Origin of the sequence: Xenorhabdus cabanillasii (genome assembly GCF_003386665.1) — a bacterium.
GTDB lineage: Bacteria > Pseudomonadota > Gammaproteobacteria > Enterobacterales > Enterobacteriaceae > Xenorhabdus > Xenorhabdus cabanillasii.
This window is the reverse complement of sequence record NZ_QTUB01000001.1, coordinates 1,710,389-1,730,155: the sequence shown is the minus strand read 5'-3', so window position 1 is coordinate 1,730,155 and position 19,767 is coordinate 1,710,389. Positions and strand designations below refer to the sequence as shown.

Annotated in this window: 16 protein-coding genes, 1 pseudogene and 1 riboswitch; of the genes and pseudogenes, 5 read left to right on the top strand and 12 right to left on the bottom strand. The window is 44.9% G+C overall.

Annotated features, from left to right (window positions below):
* Positions 1–444: 444 nt before the first annotated feature.
* The 12 genes and pseudogenes from BDD26_RS08245 to rppH form a co-directional block, all read right to left on the bottom strand.
* Positions 445–2,457 carry a DUF5906 domain-containing protein gene (locus BDD26_RS08245; protein WP_342353460.1) on the bottom strand — a complete coding sequence of 671 codons (2,013 nt, stop codon included), beginning with the start codon at positions 2,455–2,457 and terminating at the stop codon, positions 445–447.
* Positions 2,457–2,885 carry a primase-helicase zinc-binding domain-containing protein gene (locus BDD26_RS20620; RefSeq protein ID WP_342353459.1) on the bottom strand — a complete coding sequence of 143 codons (429 nt, stop codon included), beginning with the start codon at positions 2,883–2,885 and terminating at the stop codon, positions 2,457–2,459. The genes BDD26_RS08245 and BDD26_RS20620 overlap by 1 nt, the downstream gene beginning before the upstream one ends.
* A 105-nt stretch (positions 2,886–2,990) precedes the next feature.
* Positions 2,991–3,197 (bottom strand): helix-turn-helix transcriptional regulator, encoded by a 207-nt coding sequence (locus BDD26_RS08240; protein ID WP_012987855.1) that lies wholly within the window; start codon positions 3,195–3,197, stop codon positions 2,991–2,993.
* A gap of 437 nt (positions 3,198–3,634) precedes the next feature.
* A pseudogene (locus tag BDD26_RS08235) lies at positions 3,635–4,849 on the bottom strand (tyrosine-type recombinase/integrase).
* Between the two features lie 161 nt (positions 4,850–5,010).
* A complete protein-coding gene (locus BDD26_RS08230; protein ID WP_115826200.1) occupies positions 5,011–5,388 on the bottom strand; it encodes a prepilin-type N-terminal cleavage/methylation domain-containing protein in 378 nt (125 codons plus the stop codon).
* Entirely contained in the window at positions 5,385–5,846 is a 462-nt protein-coding gene (locus tag BDD26_RS08225) for a YgdB family protein (protein ID WP_244922689.1), read from the bottom strand. The genes BDD26_RS08230 and BDD26_RS08225 overlap by 4 nt, the downstream gene beginning before the upstream one ends.
* Positions 5,839–6,477, bottom strand: coding sequence for a prepilin peptidase-dependent protein (locus tag BDD26_RS08220; RefSeq protein ID WP_038259856.1), 639 nt, complete (start codon positions 6,475–6,477; stop codon positions 5,839–5,841). The genes BDD26_RS08225 and BDD26_RS08220 overlap by 8 nt, the downstream gene beginning before the upstream one ends.
* Complete coding sequence (locus BDD26_RS08215; protein WP_115827517.1) at positions 6,474–6,980, bottom strand: prepilin peptidase-dependent protein; 507 nt, start codon at positions 6,978–6,980, stop codon at positions 6,474–6,476. Before BDD26_RS08215 ends, BDD26_RS08220 begins: the two co-directional genes overlap by 4 nt.
* 356 nt (positions 6,981–7,336) lie before the next feature.
* Positions 7,337–8,131 (bottom strand): thymidylate synthase, encoded by a 795-nt coding sequence (thyA, locus tag BDD26_RS08210; protein ID WP_038259855.1) that lies wholly within the window; start codon positions 8,129–8,131, stop codon positions 7,337–7,339.
* Positions 8,128–9,033 (bottom strand): prolipoprotein diacylglyceryl transferase, encoded by a 906-nt coding sequence (gene lgt, locus BDD26_RS08205; protein ID WP_038259854.1) that lies wholly within the window; start codon positions 9,031–9,033, stop codon positions 8,128–8,130. The genes thyA and lgt overlap by 4 nt, the downstream gene beginning before the upstream one ends.
* Positions 9,034–9,116: 83 nt before the next feature.
* Positions 9,117–11,363: a phosphoenolpyruvate--protein phosphotransferase gene (gene ptsP / locus BDD26_RS08200; RefSeq protein WP_115826198.1), complete on the bottom strand. Its 2,247-nt coding sequence runs from the start codon at positions 11,361–11,363 to the stop codon at positions 9,117–9,119.
* 22 nt (positions 11,364–11,385) lie between these two features.
* A complete protein-coding gene (gene rppH / locus BDD26_RS08195) occupies positions 11,386–11,916 on the bottom strand; it encodes an RNA pyrophosphohydrolase (protein WP_038259852.1) in 531 nt (176 codons plus the stop codon).
* Positions 11,917–12,032: 116 nt separating this feature from the next.
* Positions 12,033–12,136, top strand: a riboswitch (TPP riboswitch).
* A gap of 126 nt (positions 12,137–12,262) precedes the next feature.
* Here rppH and thiB point away from each other — a divergent pair.
* The 5 genes from thiB to rluA all read left to right on the top strand — a co-directional run bounded on the left by thiB (position 12,263) and on the right by rluA (position 19,762).
* Positions 12,263–13,288 (top strand): thiamine ABC transporter substrate binding subunit, encoded by a 1,026-nt coding sequence (gene thiB / locus BDD26_RS08190; RefSeq protein WP_038259851.1) that lies wholly within the window; start codon positions 12,263–12,265, stop codon positions 13,286–13,288.
* Positions 13,264–14,898 (top strand): thiamine/thiamine pyrophosphate ABC transporter permease ThiP, encoded by a 1,635-nt coding sequence (gene thiP / locus BDD26_RS08185; protein WP_038259850.1) that lies wholly within the window; start codon positions 13,264–13,266, stop codon positions 14,896–14,898. The genes thiB and thiP overlap by 25 nt, the downstream gene beginning before the upstream one ends.
* Entirely contained in the window at positions 14,891–15,586 is a 696-nt protein-coding gene (gene thiQ / locus BDD26_RS08180) for a thiamine ABC transporter ATP-binding protein ThiQ (RefSeq protein ID WP_038259849.1), read from the top strand. The genes thiP and thiQ overlap by 8 nt, the downstream gene beginning before the upstream one ends.
* A 403-nt stretch (positions 15,587–15,989) precedes the next feature.
* Positions 15,990–18,899 carry an RNA polymerase-associated protein RapA gene (gene rapA, locus BDD26_RS08170; RefSeq protein ID WP_115826196.1) on the top strand — a complete coding sequence of 970 codons (2,910 nt, stop codon included), beginning with the start codon at positions 15,990–15,992 and terminating at the stop codon, positions 18,897–18,899.
* Positions 18,900–19,108: 209 nt separating this feature from the next.
* Positions 19,109–19,762 (top strand): bifunctional tRNA pseudouridine(32) synthase/23S rRNA pseudouridine(746) synthase RluA, encoded by a 654-nt coding sequence (gene rluA, locus BDD26_RS08165; protein ID WP_038259847.1) that lies wholly within the window; start codon positions 19,109–19,111, stop codon positions 19,760–19,762.
* The last annotated feature ends 5 nt before the right edge of the window (positions 19,763–19,767 follow it).

The window sequence follows — 19,767 nt, the reverse complement described above, 5'->3', positions numbered from 1 at the left end:
GATAAAAACCTCACTGACGCGCTGCGCGCTTGTCTTCTCTGTTTTGTCTGGCTAATACATTAACCAGGCAAACCAGAGATGTGGAAAAACACAATACCAGCCAGAAAAACCTTTTTTATCTCCCTCTCCCTTATATGTAATTAAATTCGATGGCTAGCTATTAAAGAATTAGGAATAAAACTGTTCACCCTGTTCACCTCTAAATATTTTTATTTAAATTCATATTGTTAAAGGGTGATGACTTGAAATCCAACTCATCACCACTCTTCACCCAACCCTTCACCTTTAAATCTGAAAAAGGTGAACAGGGGTGAAGACTTGTGAACAGTTTAAAAATAACTGTTCACCCTTCAATATATTGATATATATGATTTAAATAACAGAGTGAACAGTATTGAACACTTTTCTATATTTTTCAGGAAATATTATTAAGGTGAAAAAAAATTATTCTTCTGGCAGGCTATCCCTTGCCAATTGAGGCATCCATTCGATAGCCGTGTCGATATTCAGGTTCAGATTGCTGCGAATGCCCTGTTTACTTTTCTTACGCAGGTAGTGCTGGCTGTACTCGGCCAATGCGCCCGGCATATCCATACCGAATCGGGTCACAGAAACCGGCTTGTTCAGGTTGTGGCCTTTCATATAGGCAAGGTAGGCGTGATAAAGGTATTTACGGGGATTGAACGGCACAATCTCTGCATTGCCAATTAGCAGACCATCGGCTTCATTAGAAGCAACAAGATAGCCGCAAAAATCAACCAAGGGATCTGTACCCCGTTTGATATCTAGCGCCTCTCCAGATTTTTGTTGCTCTGCCAACAAACGCCTTGCAGTGTGTGGATCAGCGAACCGATGCAGCAGTTGCCGGATAATGATAGGCAGTTCTGCCGCGATTTTATCCCGTAAAAGCGGATCGCGTTCATTTTCTGGCACGACTTCGGAAAAATTGAAAATCACCCGACGCCGCGATACCCCGCCACTGCGATCACTGAAACTCATGGCGTTATTGTTCACTGCCAGCACCACAGCAGGAATGTGGGTTGAATAAGGCTGTTTGTGCTTCGGGTCAATGGCAACTTCATCACCCCCCGTAATCGCCTTGATGCCGGAGCCATCTCCCACATAGCGGGTCTGATCAGGCAGGATAATCAAAGAATACCCGACAATCAGCGCCCGATCCCGCGGGTTTTCCAGTGCGGCCATACTGGCAGAAACCGTATTCCCTTTGCCTGCCAGCATCGTGCAAATTTCAGCAAAGATGCTTTTGCCACTGCCTCCCGCTCCGGTGATTTCCAGAAACAACTGCCAGTCGTAACGGTTTGCCAGCACCATAAACAGTGCAGCCAACACTCTTTCAGCTTTGTTTTCAGAGTTAGCGGTTGCCCGGTTGAGCCAGCGCCAAAACTGAGGTGCATGGCTTTGCAGGGTTTCCCCCGAAACGGGGGAATTGAATTCAACGTCGTTAGCAAGCAGCAACCAGTCATGTTTGTGATGAGGCCGGAACTGGCCGATTTTCAGATCAAACACCCCATTACGGAACCCGATTAAATGGCGTTCTAGCGAGTTCATCATGGGAGGCTGTAATTTCAGGGCATCCACGGTAGCACTAATGCCATGCGGTGAGTACGGCATTTTCTCTTCCATAAAAGCCGCCACCATTTCCCGCTGTAAATCGCGGTCGCTGACCGGACGCCAGATAACACCATCATAGTGATGTACGGTTTCCGAAGCGCCATCCAGTGCCAGATCACCGTCATAACGTGCCAATAACACTTCTCCGCGCTGGCTGGCTCCCATCTGACATAAGGTCAGTTTTGACGGTTCGGCATCATTGGGCTGAATGTCTGCTTTTTGTTGGATTTGTGTTGGTTGATAAAGCCCCTGAGCAAAAGCCAGCTTTGCCGTTTCTACACCGTGTTGTTGGCGGTAGTCATCCCAATCAGCTTTAGCCGAATTCGGTGGTAACGCCACCCAACCATTAACCGTAAGGGCTACTTTTTCTGCCGAGATCTTACCAACATTCTTTTTGGGTTTGCCGTTTTTATCCCGTTCGCCCGGTTCGTGCCAGTCATTATCCGCTGCAATAATGATTTTTGTGTCCGGCCAGTACTCCCGAACGGCTTTTGCCACTGGGCATAAATTCCCCTCATCCAATGCCGCCAGAATCAGGCCATTATATAACTGGCTGACCGTCAGTGCAGTAGCGTAACCCTCTGTAATGATGACCGTGTCAGGATGTTCACCCGGCTCAGACAGAGCGATAAATGCTCCTTTCTTTTGAGTACCAAACAGGTGTTTTCTTTTTCCATCCGGCCTGATAAGCAGTGCACCGGTGACTTTCTTGTCCAAAGTTGTCAGTGGAAGCAACAAAGAGCCATCTTTCAACAATCTTTGGTTAGGGTATTGAAGCCCTTTTGCAGCCAGATAAAGCGATTCTCCGGCGACACTCTGCGCCATCAATGTTGCACTTTGTCGGCAATCGGCTGTGTCACACAGTGGGTTTCTCTGGCGGGCTTGATTTCCGGTAAAGGCAATGCCAGCGCACCGGCAATGATTTTCGCGGCCTCCGTGATCGATATTCCTTTGGTTTTTGCCACTAAATCCAGCCCATCGCCATAGTTCGGAGCATCACACTGGCGGCAATGCCAGTTGCCATGATGGTGATCATCGATAAAGTGAAAACGGTCAGTACCGCCGCAAATAGGGCAGGCACCATGTTTATCTTTTGCCGGAATATCAATACCACAGGCAGGCAGAAGATTTCCCCAATGATACATGGCAGATTTTTTCACGGTTTGGATCAGGTCGAGCGGTTTTTGACGCGCTGTCTTATCTGAAGATGTAAATTTAGGGTGAGTTTGGGTATGCTGTATATCAGCCATCATCGTTACTCCTAATAACGGTTGTTGGTCAGACGCCTCAGTTGTGTTCGCGCACTCTGGGGCGTTGTTTTTTTATATTACGTTTCTTATGTCATGTTCTTTTAGGTGCTATGCTGCCCGTGATCCTGCAATACGTTGTGCAATCCAATTATCAATTTCTGATTCAATAAATGCGATAGAACGAGAGCCGAGTTTAATTTGTTTCGGGAATTCTCCATCGCTGATCAATTTGTAAATCCACGCCTTGCTATAACCCGTTCTGCGCTGAACTTCCGGCAAACGAATAAGATTTTCTTTCGGTGCTGTCATTGTCATATTATTTATCTCCTGTTACCGAGTCCTTGAGCGCTCATCGTGGACGTTGTTTGATGACAGGCGGATTATTTAAAAAGCAAGATTAAATGAACAGCGTTAATTGCTTACTCCATTTGTGAAATTTATCGGTTTATAGGGAGTATCAGCACCACAATTGTATACTGTATGAAAATCGGTCACTGTTGGAGCCTCCAACACAGCCTAGAAAACACCCACCCTCCATAGGCTGTATAAAAAAATAACTTTGTTGGCACTGCCAACACCGGCTAAAAAAGCACCACACCCCTATGATTTGTATGAAAAACAGCTCTGTTGGCACTGCCAACGTGGTGTAAAAAGCAACCGTACCTTTACGTTCTTTTATCAACCATCTGTAGATAGTATGAAAAACAGGCTCTTGTGCCCCGGGCACAGATGCGTAAAAAATCACCGCATCTTTACGCCCTTTTTCCAAATTTTCCGATCAGCACATTTTCACCCCGTTCCAGCATCTCCATATAATCCGCATACCATTGCATCATCTCCCTGCGCCCTTCCAGATATTGGGCGTGATTGTAAGTTCCCCGGATGCTGTTTTTATCAACATGAGCAAGCTGAGTTTCAATCCAGGCCGTGTTATAGCCTTGTTCATGCAAGATAGTACTCATGGTGTGGCGGAAGCCGTGGCCTGTTACGCGCCCTGCGTAGCCGATGCGCCTGATTAATGTATTTAATGTCATTGCACTCATTGATTGAGCTTGATTAATTCTGCCCTGAAATACATATTTCCCTTGGCCTGTAATGGGTTTTATCTGTTCTAAAATATTAATCGCCTGTCTAGATAATGGGATAATATGAGGGCGGCGCATTTTCATTTTTTCGGCAGGTATCTCCCATTGAGCTTTATTAAAATCAATTTCTGACCATTCAGCTTTGCGTAATTCACCGGGGCGAACACCTATTATCATTTGTAAACGCATTCCCATCTTTACAATAAAACTACCTGTATACGCATTTAAAGCTTTATAGAATTCATGTATCTCATCAACATTTAAAAATGGGAAGTGTCCTTTTTTATGTGCAGCAAAAGCAGACACTAAATCAGGCGCAGGATTATATTCAGCTCTTCCTGTAGCTACTGCATATCGCCATACTTCTCCACAACGTTGGCGAATTTTTTGGAGTTTTTCTGTCGCTCCCCGATCATACTACTTTGATAAAACAGCCATAAGCTCCATTGGCTTAATTTCAACAATCGGCCTGTTGCCTATGTAGGGAAAAACATCTTTTTCAAATGTTTCCATCATTTCTATTGCGTAGGAAGCTGCCCATCTGTCTTTTCTTTTTTCGTACCACTCACATGTTATATTTTTGAAGGTATTTTCTATCAGGTTTGCGGCAGATATTTTTTCAGCTTTTCTGACTTCACTGGGATTGATTCCATTAGCAACTAACTTTCTGGCTTCGTCACGTTTGGTTCTAGCTTCAGTGAGTGCGATTACTGGGTAAGTACCTAATGAGATCATTTTAGTTTTACCCGCAAATTGATAACGATAACGCCAGCCTTTGGAACCATTGGTATCAATCAATAAAGATAATCCGTTGCCATCCGCCAATGTATAAGCTTTTTCCTTTGGTTTGGCTCGTTTGATTGTCAAATCTGTCAGCTTCATAATTCACCAAATTGTATAGAAAAAATTGCAAAGGGAAACTATATACAAAATAATATACAATAAATTGTATATACTTAGAAAGACAACGGTAGACTTGAATAGAATAGAAATGAAGTTAATTTATTGAATTAACTTTTATTAATCGTATTGCGTAGACTATGCTAGATGTTAGTTTTATGCCTCCCACTTGCACAAAACCAGCGTTCTAATTTACCTGAAGGATTATAGCTTTTTGTCACAGTTACCGTTATCTGATAGCATCCCAATGGATGAAATTCCTGTCGAAACTCAGTTTCCCACCCTTGTTGTGATCCCTTTTCATCTCCGATCATCTTGCCTTTTAATGGCTCATATTGTTCCAGCTGCTCATGTGCCCGTTTTACTGCCTTAAGTTGTAACCAATACTGCTGGAAATTTGATAACAGTGCCTGATGGTAACGCATTAAACCTAACAGAGAGACAGCAAACACGACAGATGCCACCATGACTTCCGGCAAACTTATGCCATCCTGCCGCTTATGCCTGCGAAATATTTTCATAAACAAAATTCAACCGGTATGACAGGACAAAAATCCAACCAACCACTTTTAACAGGAATCAGTGTATCTTGATTTGAACCTTTCATCTGTTTCATCCATTGATAAAGTTCAAGATGTTCTCCGGCAGAAAACGGCGCTACTCCCTTTAACAGGAAAAGATCATCCTGATAGCGCCTGAGGCAGCTTTGCAAATAAGATCCTGATTTCTGTGAACAGAGCCAGTTTCCCAACTCCCGTGAATTAAGCGGCCATGACTGTACTGAACCCCATGCCAATGATGACTCTGCCTGCTGAAAAGCATTCAGATATTTCTGTTCATCAAACATCATCAACATGGCATTTTCCTGTTGATAATGCAGTGCTTTCAGCATCATTAAGCTTAATGTCAGCATCATAAGAACCGATACCAACAGAGCATTACCTCTTTGGTTTTTATGCCGTTGCCCTAAGTCATTCACCAGATGATTTCCTTATGTTGCGCAACCGAACTGTGGTTTGGTAGTGATAAGCAACAGAAGGAGATTTCACCCAACTGGCTTTTATGGACAATGTTATAAATATCAGCCTATTTTCTGACTGTGATTTTTCAAGGTGAAAAGCGTCAATAGTGATTTCTTTGGGATCAAAGAGCCGTTCCCAGTTATTTTCCTGACAATTTCCTGCCCCTCTTTTCCATTCAAGAGCACGATTATTTAATCGGTAACCAAAAAATTCAGAGGCTGTGTGTTCAGGTTCTTCCCATTGATTATTTAAATTAAGGTCAAAAGCGACAATAAAACAAGAATTGGTAGCTTCGGTATTTTTATTTTGAATCACCAACGCTTCTCCTTTACACCATTTACTGTCCTGACAATAGCCTGCCCGCCTGAGATCTTTTTCCATCATATGTGCTACCCGATTCACCAGATAGTGGAGACGGTATTGACGGTAGAGATCGAGTATCTGGCCGGATAAAACAGGATAACTCTTTGCCATCGCAATAAAAATCACGCTGCCAATCAACATAGCAACCAGAACTTCCAGCAGGGAAAAACCGGACTGATTTTCCCTGAAACAGTTTCGCCTAAGACAGCTTATAGCCCATATCATGAGTTTTTGATGCCCCCACAATCAGGAAGCTGATTTATATGATTACTGCATGCTCTGATTCTCCCTCTCCCTGAAATGATGATACTTATTTCTCCGGCAGAATTTGCCAGTACAAAGCTGGCTGGCATCGCGGTATTTCTGACACCATAAAAATCAATTCTCTGACTGGTTGTTGATACTAAAGACACATCATCATGTGGTGAACTGACCCGCTCTCCTTCCCCTTCATCGCAATCTGTGCTCGCGGTAACTGAGGAAACAAGACACCAGGATTGCCCGGCCACCAGCCACAATGTTCGTTCCTGATTCATATAATTCGCCAGAGCCTGTTGCCTTTCCATAAAAGACAACACATTCTGCACGGCTGATTGTAAATGCAGACCACTCTGGTAATTTACCCAACTATGCAATCCGCAGAGCAAACTCATTGAAATTAAGATCATTGCTACCATTAACTCTAACAATGTAAATCCGCTTTGCCTGTTAGTGTATTTATCGTTCATCAGCATCCAGCTTATGTCTCTGTTTACCGGTTTAAATTATCGCTGGCGAAAATATCTTCAATTTGAGAGGAAATAAAAAGCGTAAGTTTTCATTTATGCGAGGGGATTTGAAGAGAAATATCCGTATATTGCTCTGTTACATTCTATTTGCGAGCCAGCTCAATGGCATAACCAAAGAGATTGAAATTTACACAAATTAACGATTTCATATACTATGAAAACAATAAAATCGTTAATAAAGCAGATACAGATAAGCTTTCATGAGGAGTATCATATGAGAATAAGGGTACGATTTTCTTTTTTCAGATAAATGATATTTCCATCCCCAAATAGGGGATGGAAAAGATAATGCGGAATTAAATCGCAACCGGGGCTTTAATACCCGGATGCGGATCATAATTTACGATTTCAAAGTCTTCGAATCGATAATCAAACAGGGATGCAGGCTTACGTTTAATAACCAACTTTGGCAATACTCTGGGTTCACGGCTCAATTGCAGTTTCGTCTGTTCCATATGGTTGCTGTAGAGGTGGGTATCACCGCCAGTCCAGACGAAATCCCCCACTTCCAGATCACACTGCTGAGCCATCATGTGAACTAACAGAGCGTAGCTGGCAATGTTAAATGGTAACCCTAAAAATACATCACAGGAGCGCTGGTAAAGCTGGCAGGACAGCTTACCGTCTGCCACGTAAAACTGGAAAAATGCGTGACATGGTGCCAAAGCCATTTTGTCCAATTCGCCAACATTCCATGCAGAAACAATGATCCTGCGAGAGTCAGGTTCACTCTTTAATTGTTCAATAACGTTGGTCAGCTGATCAATCTGACGACCATCCGCTGCTCCCCAGGCGCGCCATTGTTTACCATAAACTGGCCCTAAGTCACCATTTTCGTCAGCCCATTCGTCCCAGATAGTAACGCTATTATCATGCAGGTATTTGATATTGGTATCACCATTCAGGAACCATAACAGTTCATGAATAATGGAGCGGAGATGGCAGCGTTTGGTTGTTACCAGCGGAAAACCTTCTTGCAAATTGAAACGCATCTGATGACCAAAGATTGAAAGTGTCCCTGTGCCTGTACGGTCATCTTTTACTGTACCTTCTTCCAGTACTTTTTTCATTAAATCCAGATACTGCTTCATTTTGCCTCTTGTACCTTATCGTTTCGCGTATTATTGCGAGTATTGTTGTTGCGGGAACACTTATATGCCCATACCATCATCAGAATCCCCGCTAAAATCATTGGTATGGAAAGGATTTGCCCCATACTGATCCCTTCAAATAATCCAAGTTGGGCGTCAGGCTGACGGAAAAATTCAACGATGATACGGAATATACCGTAACCAATCAGGAATAGCCCTGAGACACTTCCCATCGGGCGTGGCTTACGAATAAATAAATTCAGAATAATAAACAGTACAATGCCTTCCAGCACCATTTCATACAGTTGTGAAGGATGGCGCGGCAGGACACCATACTTTTCCAAAACAGGCCATAGCGAGGAATTAGTGGTTGCCAGTGCGATATCTTCACTGCGAGAACCTGGGAACAACATTGCCCACGGTGTATCAAGTGTGACACGCCCCCACAACTCACCATTAATAAAGTTACCGATACGCCCCATACCTAAACCAAAAGGAACCAATGGCGCAACGAAATCAGCAGTTTGCAAGAAGTTGCGTTTAGTTCTGCGCGAGAACCACCACATTGCACAAATAACGCCAACCAATCCTCCGTGGAAAGACATACCGCCGTCCCAGACCTTAAACAGATACAGAGGATTATTCAGGAACATCGGCAGGTTATAGAACAGAACATAACCGAGGCGTCCGCCAATGAATACCCCGGCAAAACCTGCATACAGCAAGTTTTCTACTTCGTTCTTATTCCAGCCACTGTTTGGTTTTGCCGCACGACGATTTGCCAACCACATCGCAAAAACAAAACCAACCAGATACATAAAACCGTACCAGTGGAGAGATACGGGGCCGATTGAAAATATGACAGGGTCAATATTAGGAAATGCCAGGTAGCTAGTGCTCATCGTTCCCCACTAAAAATTGTTGTGTGAATGAATTTGTATGTTTATGCCCTAAGACAAATAATCGTAAATAATAGCATGGGCGGTTAAATGCCACCACGCACCAACCCACCAAGACCGTGGGTTTCCATAAATGCAGAGGAAATCTCTCTCACTTGTTGGCTGGTTTCCGCCTCCAATATTTCTTTAACAAAATGATTGAGTTCGCCGGCATCTAAATGATGCAGCAAGTACTTGATACGCGGGACACTTCGACCACTCATACTCAGGCTACGATAGCCAAGACCTATCAGAATCAGCGCCCCCATCGGCAAACCTGCCATTTCACCACAAACAGTAACGGGTAAGCCAATACGCTGGCTTTCATCAATAATCTGTTTTAAAGCTCTGATTACTGCCGGATGCAGGTTGTCATACAGAGAAGCGACATGGGTATTATTACGATCCACCGCAAGTAAATACTGGGTTAAATCGTTTGTACCGATAGAGATAAAATCAACCCGTTTCTTCAATTGTGGCAGCAGCAGGATCAGGGAAGGAACTTCTACCATGATCCCGATTTGTGGCATCGTAATAGTCGTAGCAACTGATCGTTCAACTTCTGCTTTTGCCCTGTCGATCAACTTCCTGGCTTCATCAATCTCTTCAATACTGCTCACCATCGGCAGCAATATTTTCAGGTTCTTCGTCTGTACATTGGCTTTCAGCATAGCTCTGAGCTGAATCAAAAATATTTCCGGCTGATCCAGGGTTATGCGAATTCCCCGCCAGCCAAGACAAGGGTTTTCTTCGTTAATTGGCATATAAGGAAGGTTTTTGTCAGCGCCAACATCCAACGTCCGCAATACGACTGATTTATCAGGAAAAAGTGTGAGCATTTCTTGGTAGCGGTTTTTCTGTTCATCTTCTGATGGAAAACCACTATACAGCATAAAAGGGATCTCAGTACGATACAACCCGACACCGTCGATACTATCGCCCATTTGTTGCTCATATTTCAAGCTCAAACCAGCATTGAGCTGAACCAATACTCTTTCCCCATTCTTAAGACGTGCTTTTTGCTGCAATTCGCCTTCAGCCAACTCGCTGAGCACCTGCTCTTCTTCAATAAGTTGGCGATATTCCTGAACAACCAGCGGCTCTGGTTCAATAAAAAATTCTCCGCGATAACCATCCAGAATCAACATCCGGTTATGCAGTAGTTCTGGTTGAATGTCTGCACCCATAATCGCAGGTATTCCCATTGCCCTGACCAATATTGCGGAATGAGAGTGAGTTGCCCCATCCCGTACAATGACACCAGCCAGCTTATCCTGTGGTATTTCAGCCAGTAAATTGGCGTTGAGTTCATCAGCAACCAGAATGAAATGTTCAGGCCACTGGTTGTTGCCAGTAAAAGAATCATCCAGATGAAACAATACCCGTTGCCCAAGTGCCCGTAAATCAGAGGCTCTTTCCCGCATATAGGCATCTTGCAGGCTGGCGAATTGCCCTGCATATTTCTCAATCACGGTCTTAACCGCCCATTCTGCGATAAAGCCGTTATCAACGGAATGAAACAGATCCTGTTTAAGTTTGGGGTCATTCAATAAATGGGAATAGAGATCAAAAATGGCAGCACTTTCTTTTTGTGAACTGGCTGTAAATCGTTTACTTATTCGACGACATTCTGCGGTTGCCAGTTCAAGGGCTTGGGTCAGACGAGAACGTTCAGCCTGATAATTCAGTGTTGATGCTGCAAATACTAGTTCGAGCGCTGGTTGAGAACAATCCTGCCATCCCTGAGCCATGACAATGCCATCGGAAACCGCCAGTGCCTTGATACGTGTCTGGCGATACTGGCCAAACAGCTCACGGGTCTGCGCTTGAGCAAGGATCGCAGCTAATTGCATAGCAAGTGTCACCATAAAGGATTCTTCACTTTCATCAAATAATCGGCGTTCATTTTGTTGAACAACCAAAATCCCTTGCAATTGGCGACGATAAATAATCGGAACCCCTAAAAAGGCCCGTAGATTTTTTTCTTTTACTTGAGGAATATATTTGAAACTGGGATGCTCACGCACATCGGCAAGGTTGATTAATTCCGACAAACGCCCGACTTCACCCACAACGCCTTCATCAAAGGAGAGGCTGATCACGCGTTTTCCCGGCTTTTTCAACCCCTTAGTAGCCATCAGGTAATAGCAACGACGCTGATGGTCTGCCAGATAAATAGAACAAACATCCGTGTTCATTGCTAAACAGGTTTCATTAACTAATAGCTCAAGCGCTTCCGATAAATTTGTTGCCATCGCAACCTTTTCAACAATTTCCCGTAAGCGCATGAGCATAACGATTACCTAAATTAATTACCTAACTTCTTCTACGTCGATATATATAGGTTGAATAGGGTTGTGAAGTAGATTCCTGCATTGGCATCACAATGGAAGAGAATTCTTTCATCACACGGCGGTATACATCTCGTTTAAACGAAACAACCTGCCTGACAGGATACCAATAACTCACCCAACGCCATCCATCAAACTCTGGTGTACTACTGCGCTGAACATTAATATCTGTTTCATTACAAAGCAACTGCAATAAAAACCAGCGTTGCTTTTGCCCGATACAAACGGGCTTTGTATCCCAACGCACCAAACGCTTGGGTAATTTGTAACGCAACCAGCTACGGGTGGAGGCGAGAACCCGTACGTCTTTGCGATTTAAACCAACTTCTTCGAACAACTCACGATACATCGCTTGTTCTGGTGATTCCCCCGGATTGATGCCCCCTTGAGGAAACTGCCAGGAATGCTGCCCATAACGGCGGGCCCATAGAACCTGCCCTTGACGATTACAAATTACAATTCCTACATTCGGGCGGTAGCCATCATCATCGATCACCAGACTACCTCTCGATAAAACGAATTTGAAAAGATAGCTAATTGTTTCACACTCATCTCAAGCGGTAAACCTCTATCATGGGACTTTGCAGTCACAACCGAAGTCTCTACAATACAGTCATCTCAACGGGGTGCGATTGTTGCGGGCAACATCGCTGAGAACAAACCCGTAGAACCTGATCCGGCTGATACCGGCGTAGGGATTTGAGTTGCTATTCATTGATATATAAATAGTAATTTTATCTGGTACTTTCTCAAATCCTTTGCCAATCTGCTAATAACTCATTTAATTATGAGTGTTAATAGCTACTGTTAATAACAATTATCAATAACTACAGGAGAGCAAAGTGTTTAAACATCTATTTTTCCGATTTATTGCGAGATTTATTGCGATAAGTGCATTATTGATTTCTGCATGTGCCTTCGCTCAGGCAGCACAAGCAAAGCCCACTTTAACCGTTTATACTTATGATTCATTCGCTTCTGAGTGGGGCCCCGGTCCTGTTATTAAAAAAGCTTTTGAAGCGGAATGCGATTGTGAATTGAAACTCGTCGCCCTGGAAGATGGTGTATCTTTACTGAACCGTATAAGAATGGAAGGCAAAAAAGCATCGGCAGATGTTGTCCTGGGGTTAGATAATAACCTGATCCAAGCTGCCCAACAGACTGGATTATTCACTCCTGGCCGTGTTGATACAACAAAGTTAAAACTGCCTGTCACATGGAATAACAATACCTTTATTCCTTACGATTACGGTTATTTTGCCTTTATTTACAACAAAAAGACCTTGCCTTATCCCCCCAAAAGCATGGAAGAGCTTATTAACAGCCACCAGAATTGGAAGATTATTTATCAGGATCCACGCACCAGTACCCCGGGGTTAGGTTTTTTACTCTGGATACAGGATATCTATGGTGATAATGCTGCGCAGGAGTGGCAGAAAATCGCCAAAAAAACACTGACTGTCACCAAAGGCTGGAGTGAGGCTTATGGGTTATTCCTGAAAGGTGAAGGGGATATGGTGCTTAGTTATACCACATCACCGGGCTATCACATCATATCTGAGAAAAAAGATAATTACGCCGCTGCTATATTCAAAGAGGGACACTATTTACAAATTGAAGTGGCCGCCCAGTTGACTTCCAGCAAACAGCCTGAATTGGCACAGAGATTCATGCAATTCATGATTTCCCCCGCATTCCAGCAAGCTATTCCGACTACCCAGTGGATGTATCCCGTGATTGATATACCCCTGCCAGAAGTTTTCAAACAGCTGCCCGTGCCTGAGAAATCACTGCAATTCAACGCAGATGAAGTGGCAAAACACCGTACACAATGGATCCGTACATGGCAAAGTGCTGTAAGCCGTTAATTGCGGGGTGGTTATTGCCGGGGGTGATTGCCTCCGGCCTGCTGCTTCTCATTGCCCTGTCAGCGTTCGGGGCACTGTGGTTTAATAATACATGGTTTAATAACGTATGGCTTAATGCGCCTGAAAGCCACTGGCAGACATTTTTGAGTGACAGCTATCTGTGGCATGTCATTGGTTTTACTTTCTGGCAAGCGTTTTTGTCTGCTTTATTCTCGGTCATACCTGCAATATTTCTGGCAAGAGCGCTCTATCGCCGTCATTTTCCGGGCAGAACGCTTTTTTTACGTCTATGCGCCATGACGCTGGTACTTCCTGTTTTAGTCGCTCTGTTTGGCATACTGACTGTTTATGGGCGTATTGGCTGGCTGGCTCATCTTTGCCAGTGGATAGGAATTGAATACCGTTTTACCCCCTACGGCCTGCAAGGCATTTTGTTGGCGCATATTTTCTTTAATATGCCAATGGCAACACGATTACTGCTCCAGTCGCTGGAAGGTATCGCAGTAGAACAACGGCAACTCGCAGCGCAACTTGGTATGAATGAATGGCAACATTTTCGCTTTGTCGAATGGCCTTATCTGCGCCGTCAGATCTTGCCAACGGCAGCACTGATTTTCATGCTGTGCTTTGCCAGTTTTGCCGCGGTACTCGCGTTGGGAGGCGGCCCTTCTGCAACTACAATTGAACTCGCTATTTATCAGGCTATTAAGTATGACTACGATCTTGGTCAGGCTGCTCTGCTCGCGCTGATCCAACTCTTTTGCTGTCTTGGTCTGGTTTTGCTGAGCCAAAAGCTCAAAGGGGTTCTTTCGGTGGGGTACGGTCATCAACAACAATGGCGTAATCCACAGGATTCATGGCTGAAAAAGCTATGCGACGGATTGCTTATCACCACAGCATTGCTGTTTTTGCTGCCGCCTTTGCTGGCCGTCATTGTGGATGGTTTGAACAGTGCCGCGTTTGATGTCCTCAGTAAACCCGCCTTGTGGCAGGCTTTCACTACCTCCATAATTATCGCGCCAGGTGCTGGTTTCTTATGTGTTTTACTGACTATGATGCTGTTATGGAGCAGCCGTGAGTTACGCCTGCGTCATTTATCCCGTTGGGGACAGGCAATGGAAAGCAGCGGCTTATTGATTCTTGCTATGCCCGGTATTGTCCTTGCGACAGGCTTTTTTATTCTGCTGAATAATACTGTTGGGTTGCCGGATTCCCCTTATGAGCTGATTATCCTGACCAATGCGTTGATGGCAATTCCCTATGCTTTGAAAGTACTGGATAATCCAATGCGTGATCTGGCTGAACGCTATAATCCGCTATGCCGATCTCTAAATATTCAGGGCGTCCATCGCCTGCGCTGGATTGAGCTTAAAGCGCTGAGAATTCCATTAGCGCAGGCACTGGCTTTCGCCAGTGTGCTGTCAATCGGGGATTTTGGTGTTGTCGCATTATTTGGAAACGAGAATTTCCGTACCCTGCCCTTCTACCTTTATCAACAAATCGGGGCATATCGCAGTCAAGATGGTGCTGTGACCGCATTCCTGCTACTGCTTCTCTGTTTTATTTTATTTAGTGTTCTTGAACGATTACCGGGCCGACGCCATGATTAAACTTGAAAATGTTACTTATACCTATGAACAGATTGCTATGCGTTTCGACGTCAACGTCGAAGCCGGCGAGCGTATTGCAATTCTCGGCCCCAGCGGAGCGGGTAAAAGTACATTATTAAGTTTAATGGCAGGCTTTCAATTCGCGAAGAGTGGTGATATCTGGTTAGATAAGGAAAATCATACAAATACAGCTCCTTCCAAACGCCCGGTATCCATGCTGTTTCAGGAAAATAATCTGTTTTCCCATTTAACCATTGAGCAGAATATTGGTTTGGGTTTACATCCCGGTCTTAAATTAAATGCTCAACAACGGCAAATGCTGCAACAAATTGCATCGCAAGTCTCACTGACAGAATATTTGAATCGCCTGCCCGCCCAGCTTTCCGGTGGGCAGCGCCAACGCGCAGCCCTGGCCCGCTGTTTAGTACGCCAGCAACCTATTTTATTACTGGATGAGCCTTTTTCAGCACTTGACCCTGCTTTGCGTAATGAAATGCTGGAATTACTGGATCTGGTATGTCGTGACCGAAAACTCACTTTACTGATGGTATCCCATAATCTTGATGATGCTGCCAAAATCGCACCGCGTTCTCTGCTGATTGTGGATGGAACAATTCGTTATGATGGTGCAACAGAGAAATTGGTGAATGGTGAAGTGCCTGAGGCGAGGATTTTGGGGATAGGGTGAAAAGCGAGAACTGGATTTCAATCTGGAGTATGTTGCCAGCCGCCCACAACTGCTGGAAAAACTGAATGAGATTATGCCAATTGCTGATGCCATCTTGCCATTTCTTCGGGATGATTTTATAACCCTGTTGTCGGGGCAAATGAACCTGTCTTTTGATTAATTGATATTTTTACAGGTGACGACTTGCTCAGCTTGAATTAACATAACGCCCCTCTGAAGGGAAATGACTCTTTTATGACCTATTTTTTCCGAAAAAGATGATGGAAGATGTCACTGAAACTAGTCAGAAAAACTAGTCATAAAAACTAACCCTATCGATAACCAATAATAATCGATATCCAACAAAAGCAGCCATCCTGCAACCATAAATAACATTATCTAACAGAAAACTGAGCCAAAATTTATGCCATTTACTCTTGGTCAACGCTGGATAAGCGATACAGAAAGCGAACTTGGATTAGGTACAGTCGTGGCGCTTGACGCGCGCATGGTGACGTTGCTTTTTCCAGCCAGCGGAGAAAACCGCCTCTACTCACGCAATGATTCCCCTATTACCCGTGTTATGTTTAATGCAGGTGATACCGTGACCAGTCACGAAGGCTGGAAACTCAAGATCGATGAAGTTCAGCAAGAGAATGGCCTGCTGATCTATGTCGGTACTCGTTTAGATACTGAAGAAGAAAATGTCAGCCTGCGGGAAGTGCTTCTGGATAGTAAGCTGACGTTTAACAAGCCACAAGATCGCCTGTTTGCCGGTCAGATTGACCGAATGGATCGCTTTGCATTGCGCTTCCGTGCCCGTAAGCATCAAAGCGAACAATTTCGTCTGGCAGAGAGTGGACTGCGTGGTATTCGTGCCAGTCTGATCCCTCATCAGTTACATATTGCCAACGAAGTCGGCAAGCGTCACGCTCCCCGCGTATTATTGGCAGATGAAGTCGGCTTAGGTAAGACCATTGAAGCCGGGATGATTATTCATCAACAGTTGATGGCTGGCCGCGCAGAACGTGTATTGATCATTGTGCCAGACAGTCTCCAGCATCAATGGCTGGTGGAAATGTTGCGCCGTTTCAACCTGCGTTTCTCCCTGTTTGATGATGACCGTTATGCTGAAGCCCTGCACGATAGCGATAATCCATTTGAAACAGAACAATTGGTTATCTGCTCTCTGGATTTTGTTCGCCGCAACAAGCAGCGGTTTGGACATCTGCTGGAAGCAAGCTGGGATTTGATGGTCGTAGATGAGGCCCATCATCTGGCATGGAGTGAGCAAGCACCAAGCCGCGAATATCATGTTATCGAGCAATTGTCAGAGCAAATTCCATCTGTACTGCTGCTGACCGCCACTCCAGAGCAATTGGGGCAGGAAAGCCATTTTGCCCGTTTACGTCTCCTCGATCCGAATCGTTTTCACGATTATCAGGCTTTTATCGACGAACAACAAAAGTACCGCCCGGTTGCTGATGCGGTAACGCTGTTGCTATCCGGCGAAACACTGAGCAATGACCAGCAAAACCTGATTGTGGAGCTGATTAGCGAACAGGATATTGAGCCTCTGCTGAAAGCAACCAACAGCAACCAGAATGAAGAAAGTGAGGATGCCCGCCGTGAACTGATCTCTATGTTGATGGATCGCCACGGTACTAGTCGCCTGCTGTTCCGTAATACCCGCGGTGGCGTAAAAGGCTTCCCGCATCGGGAATTACACGAAATTAAACTACCATTGCCAGCCCAATACCAGACTGCCATTAAAGTATCTGAAATTATGGGAGCTAAAAAATCGGTGGAAGCACGCGCCAAAGATATGCTCTACCCTGAGCGGATCTATCAGGAGTTTGAAGGCGAAAACGCGACCTGGTGGAACTTTGACCCTCGTGTGGAATGGTTGCTTGGCTTCCTGCTGGCAAATCGCGATGAAAAAGTGCTGGTGATCTGTGCCAAAGCACAAACCGCTCTGCAATTAGAACAGGTTCTGCGTGAGCGTGAAGGTATCCGCAGTGCAGTATTCCATGAAGGACTCTCCCTGCTGGAGCGCGATCGTGCCGCTGCTTACTTCGCTTCCGAAGAAGAAGGAGCACAAGTGCTGCTCTGTTCTGAAATCGGTTCCGAAGGTCGTAACTTCCAGTTCGCTAATCAGCTCGTGATGTTCGATCTGCCTTTCAACCCTGATTTGCTGGAACAACGTATCGGTCGTCTGGATCGTATTGGTCAAAGCCGCAATATCAAGATCAGTGTTCCTTATCTGGAAAGCACCGCGCAATCTGTCCTGCTATGCTGGTATCACGAAGGTCTGGATGCTTTTGAACACACCTGTCCGACAGGTCGTTCTATCTATGACAAATATTATGAAACATTGCTGAACTTCCTCGCCAAACCCAATGAGCAATCAGGCTTCCAGGAGTTTATTACCGAATGTCGCGAACACCACGAAAAACTCAAACAGCAATTGGAGCAAGGCCGTGACCGTCTGCTGGAGATGAATTCCAACGGTGGCGAACAAGGACAAAAACTGGCTGAAGTTATTGCCGCACAGGATAATAATACCGATCTGGTAAATTTTGCCCTGAATCTGTTTGATATCATTGGTATTAATCAGGAAGACCGCAACGATAATATTATCGTCCTCAATCCATCTGATCACATGTTAGTGCCTGATTTCCCAGGATTGCCGCAGGATGGTTGTTCTGTCACGTTTGATCGTGAAAAAGCGTTGTCCCGTGAAGATACACAATTCCTCAGCTGGGAACACCCAATCATCCGTAATGGTTTGGATCTTATCCTGTCAGGAGATACCGGCAGCTGCGCCGTTTCTATCCTGAAAAACAAAGCACTGCCAGTCGGCACACTGTTAGTTGAGTTAATTTATGTTGTCGAAGCTCAGGCACCGAAATATCTGCAATTAACCCGCTTCCTGCCACCAACACCATTGCGGTTGCTGATGGATCTGAAAGGCACCAATCTGGCATCTCAGGTAGAATTTGAAGGTTTCAACCGTCAGTTGAATGCCATCAACCGCCATAATGCCAGCAAGCTGGTTAATGCAGTTCAAAAAGAAGTTCATGCTATCTTGCAGCAATCTGAACCATTAGTTGAGCAACAGGCGCGTGAATTGATAGAGAAAGCGAAAAAAGAAGCTGATGAAGTATTGTCCGCTGAGTTGTCACGTCTGGAAGCATTAAAAACGGTTAACCCGAACATCCGTGATGATGAGCTGGAAGCGATTGAGTCTGAGCATAAACACCTGCTGCTGAACCTTGATCAGGCAAACTGGCGTCTGGATGCTATCCGCTTGGTCGTAGTTTCTCACCAGTAAATAACGATTGACCAGCAACAACACTTATCTTGCAACTAAGGGATATCCTCAAAGAGATATCCCTCTATTTTTCATTTTATCCGTTTTATCTTGCTCAGTTTACATTATTTTGATCTCACACCCTCAATCATATACTGCTAGAATGCGCCCCGTTATTTTTCTGAGCCAATTTTTTCCAAACAAATTTTTCCGAAACCATTGGAGCTACTATGCTGGAGTCTTACAATCCCCCGACTGACCCTTGGTTACATGTGCTTTATCAGGATGAACACATTATGGTTGTCAATAAACCGAGCGGGTTGCTTTCTGTGCCGGGTAAAGCAGAGGAGCACAAAGACAGTATCATGACGAGGATCCAGGCTGAATTTCCAACCGCGGAATCTGTTCACCGACTGGATATGGCAACCAGTGGTGTCATGGTGGTCGCATTAACCAAAGCGGCAGAGCGTGAACTCAAACGGCAATTCCGTGAACGTGAACCGAAAAAAGTCTATATCGCACGCGTTTGGGGGAAATTGGAGCAGGAGCAGGGGCTGGTTGATTTACCGCTGATCTGCGACTGGCCAAACCGGCCGAAACAAAAGATCTGCTTTGAAACGGGAAAATCGGCACAGACAGAATATCAGGTAATTGAATATGAAGCTCAGGCAACCCGCGTCAGGCTGGCTCCTATCACCGGACGCTCCCATCAGCTGCGCGTACACATGTTGGCACTGGGGAACCCCATTCTGGGAGATCGGTTCTATGCCCATCAGCAGGCCAGGGAACTGGCGCCTCGCCTGCAATTACATGCTCAGGAGTTATCGATCTCTCATCCGGCCTGTGGCTCTCCGATACATTTTGAGTGTAAGGCTGACTTCTGATTGTC

What these genes read in the sequence shown, in the direction of transcription:
- BDD26_RS08215 (WP_115827517.1), bottom strand. Translation starts at nt 6,980, where the DNA reads ATGAACGATAAATACACTAACAGGCAAAGCGGATTTACATTGTTAGAG.
- BDD26_RS08245 (WP_342353460.1), bottom strand. Translation starts at nt 2,457, where the DNA reads ATGGCGCAGAGTGTCGCCGGAGAATCGCTTTATCTGGCTGCAAAAGGG.
- thiQ (WP_038259849.1), top strand. Translation starts at nt 14,891, where the DNA reads ATGATTAAACTTGAAAATGTTACTTATACCTATGAACAGATTGCTATG.
- BDD26_RS08220 (WP_038259856.1), bottom strand. Translation starts at nt 6,477, where the DNA reads ATGATATGGGCTATAAGCTGTCTTAGGCGAAACTGTTTCAGGGAAAAT.
- rluA (WP_038259847.1), top strand. Translation starts at nt 19,109, where the DNA reads ATGCTGGAGTCTTACAATCCCCCGACTGACCCTTGGTTACATGTGCTT.
- BDD26_RS20620 (WP_342353459.1), bottom strand. Translation starts at nt 2,885, where the DNA reads ATGATGGCTGATATACAGCATACCCAAACTCACCCTAAATTTACATCT.
- thyA (WP_038259855.1), bottom strand. Translation starts at nt 8,131, where the DNA reads ATGAAGCAGTATCTGGATTTAATGAAAAAAGTACTGGAAGAAGGTACA.
- BDD26_RS08230 (WP_115826200.1), bottom strand. Translation starts at nt 5,388, where the DNA reads ATGAAAATATTTCGCAGGCATAAGCGGCAGGATGGCATAAGTTTGCCG.
- BDD26_RS08240 (WP_012987855.1), bottom strand. Translation starts at nt 3,197, where the DNA reads ATGACAATGACAGCACCGAAAGAAAATCTTATTCGTTTGCCGGAAGTT.
- lgt (WP_038259854.1), bottom strand. Translation starts at nt 9,033, where the DNA reads ATGAGCACTAGCTACCTGGCATTTCCTAATATTGACCCTGTCATATTT.
- rapA (WP_115826196.1), top strand. Translation starts at nt 15,990, where the DNA reads ATGCCATTTACTCTTGGTCAACGCTGGATAAGCGATACAGAAAGCGAA.
- ptsP (WP_115826198.1), bottom strand. Translation starts at nt 11,363, where the DNA reads ATGCTCATGCGCTTACGGGAAATTGTTGAAAAGGTTGCGATGGCAACA.
- thiP (WP_038259850.1), top strand. Translation starts at nt 13,264, where the DNA reads ATGGCAAAGTGCTGTAAGCCGTTAATTGCGGGGTGGTTATTGCCGGGG.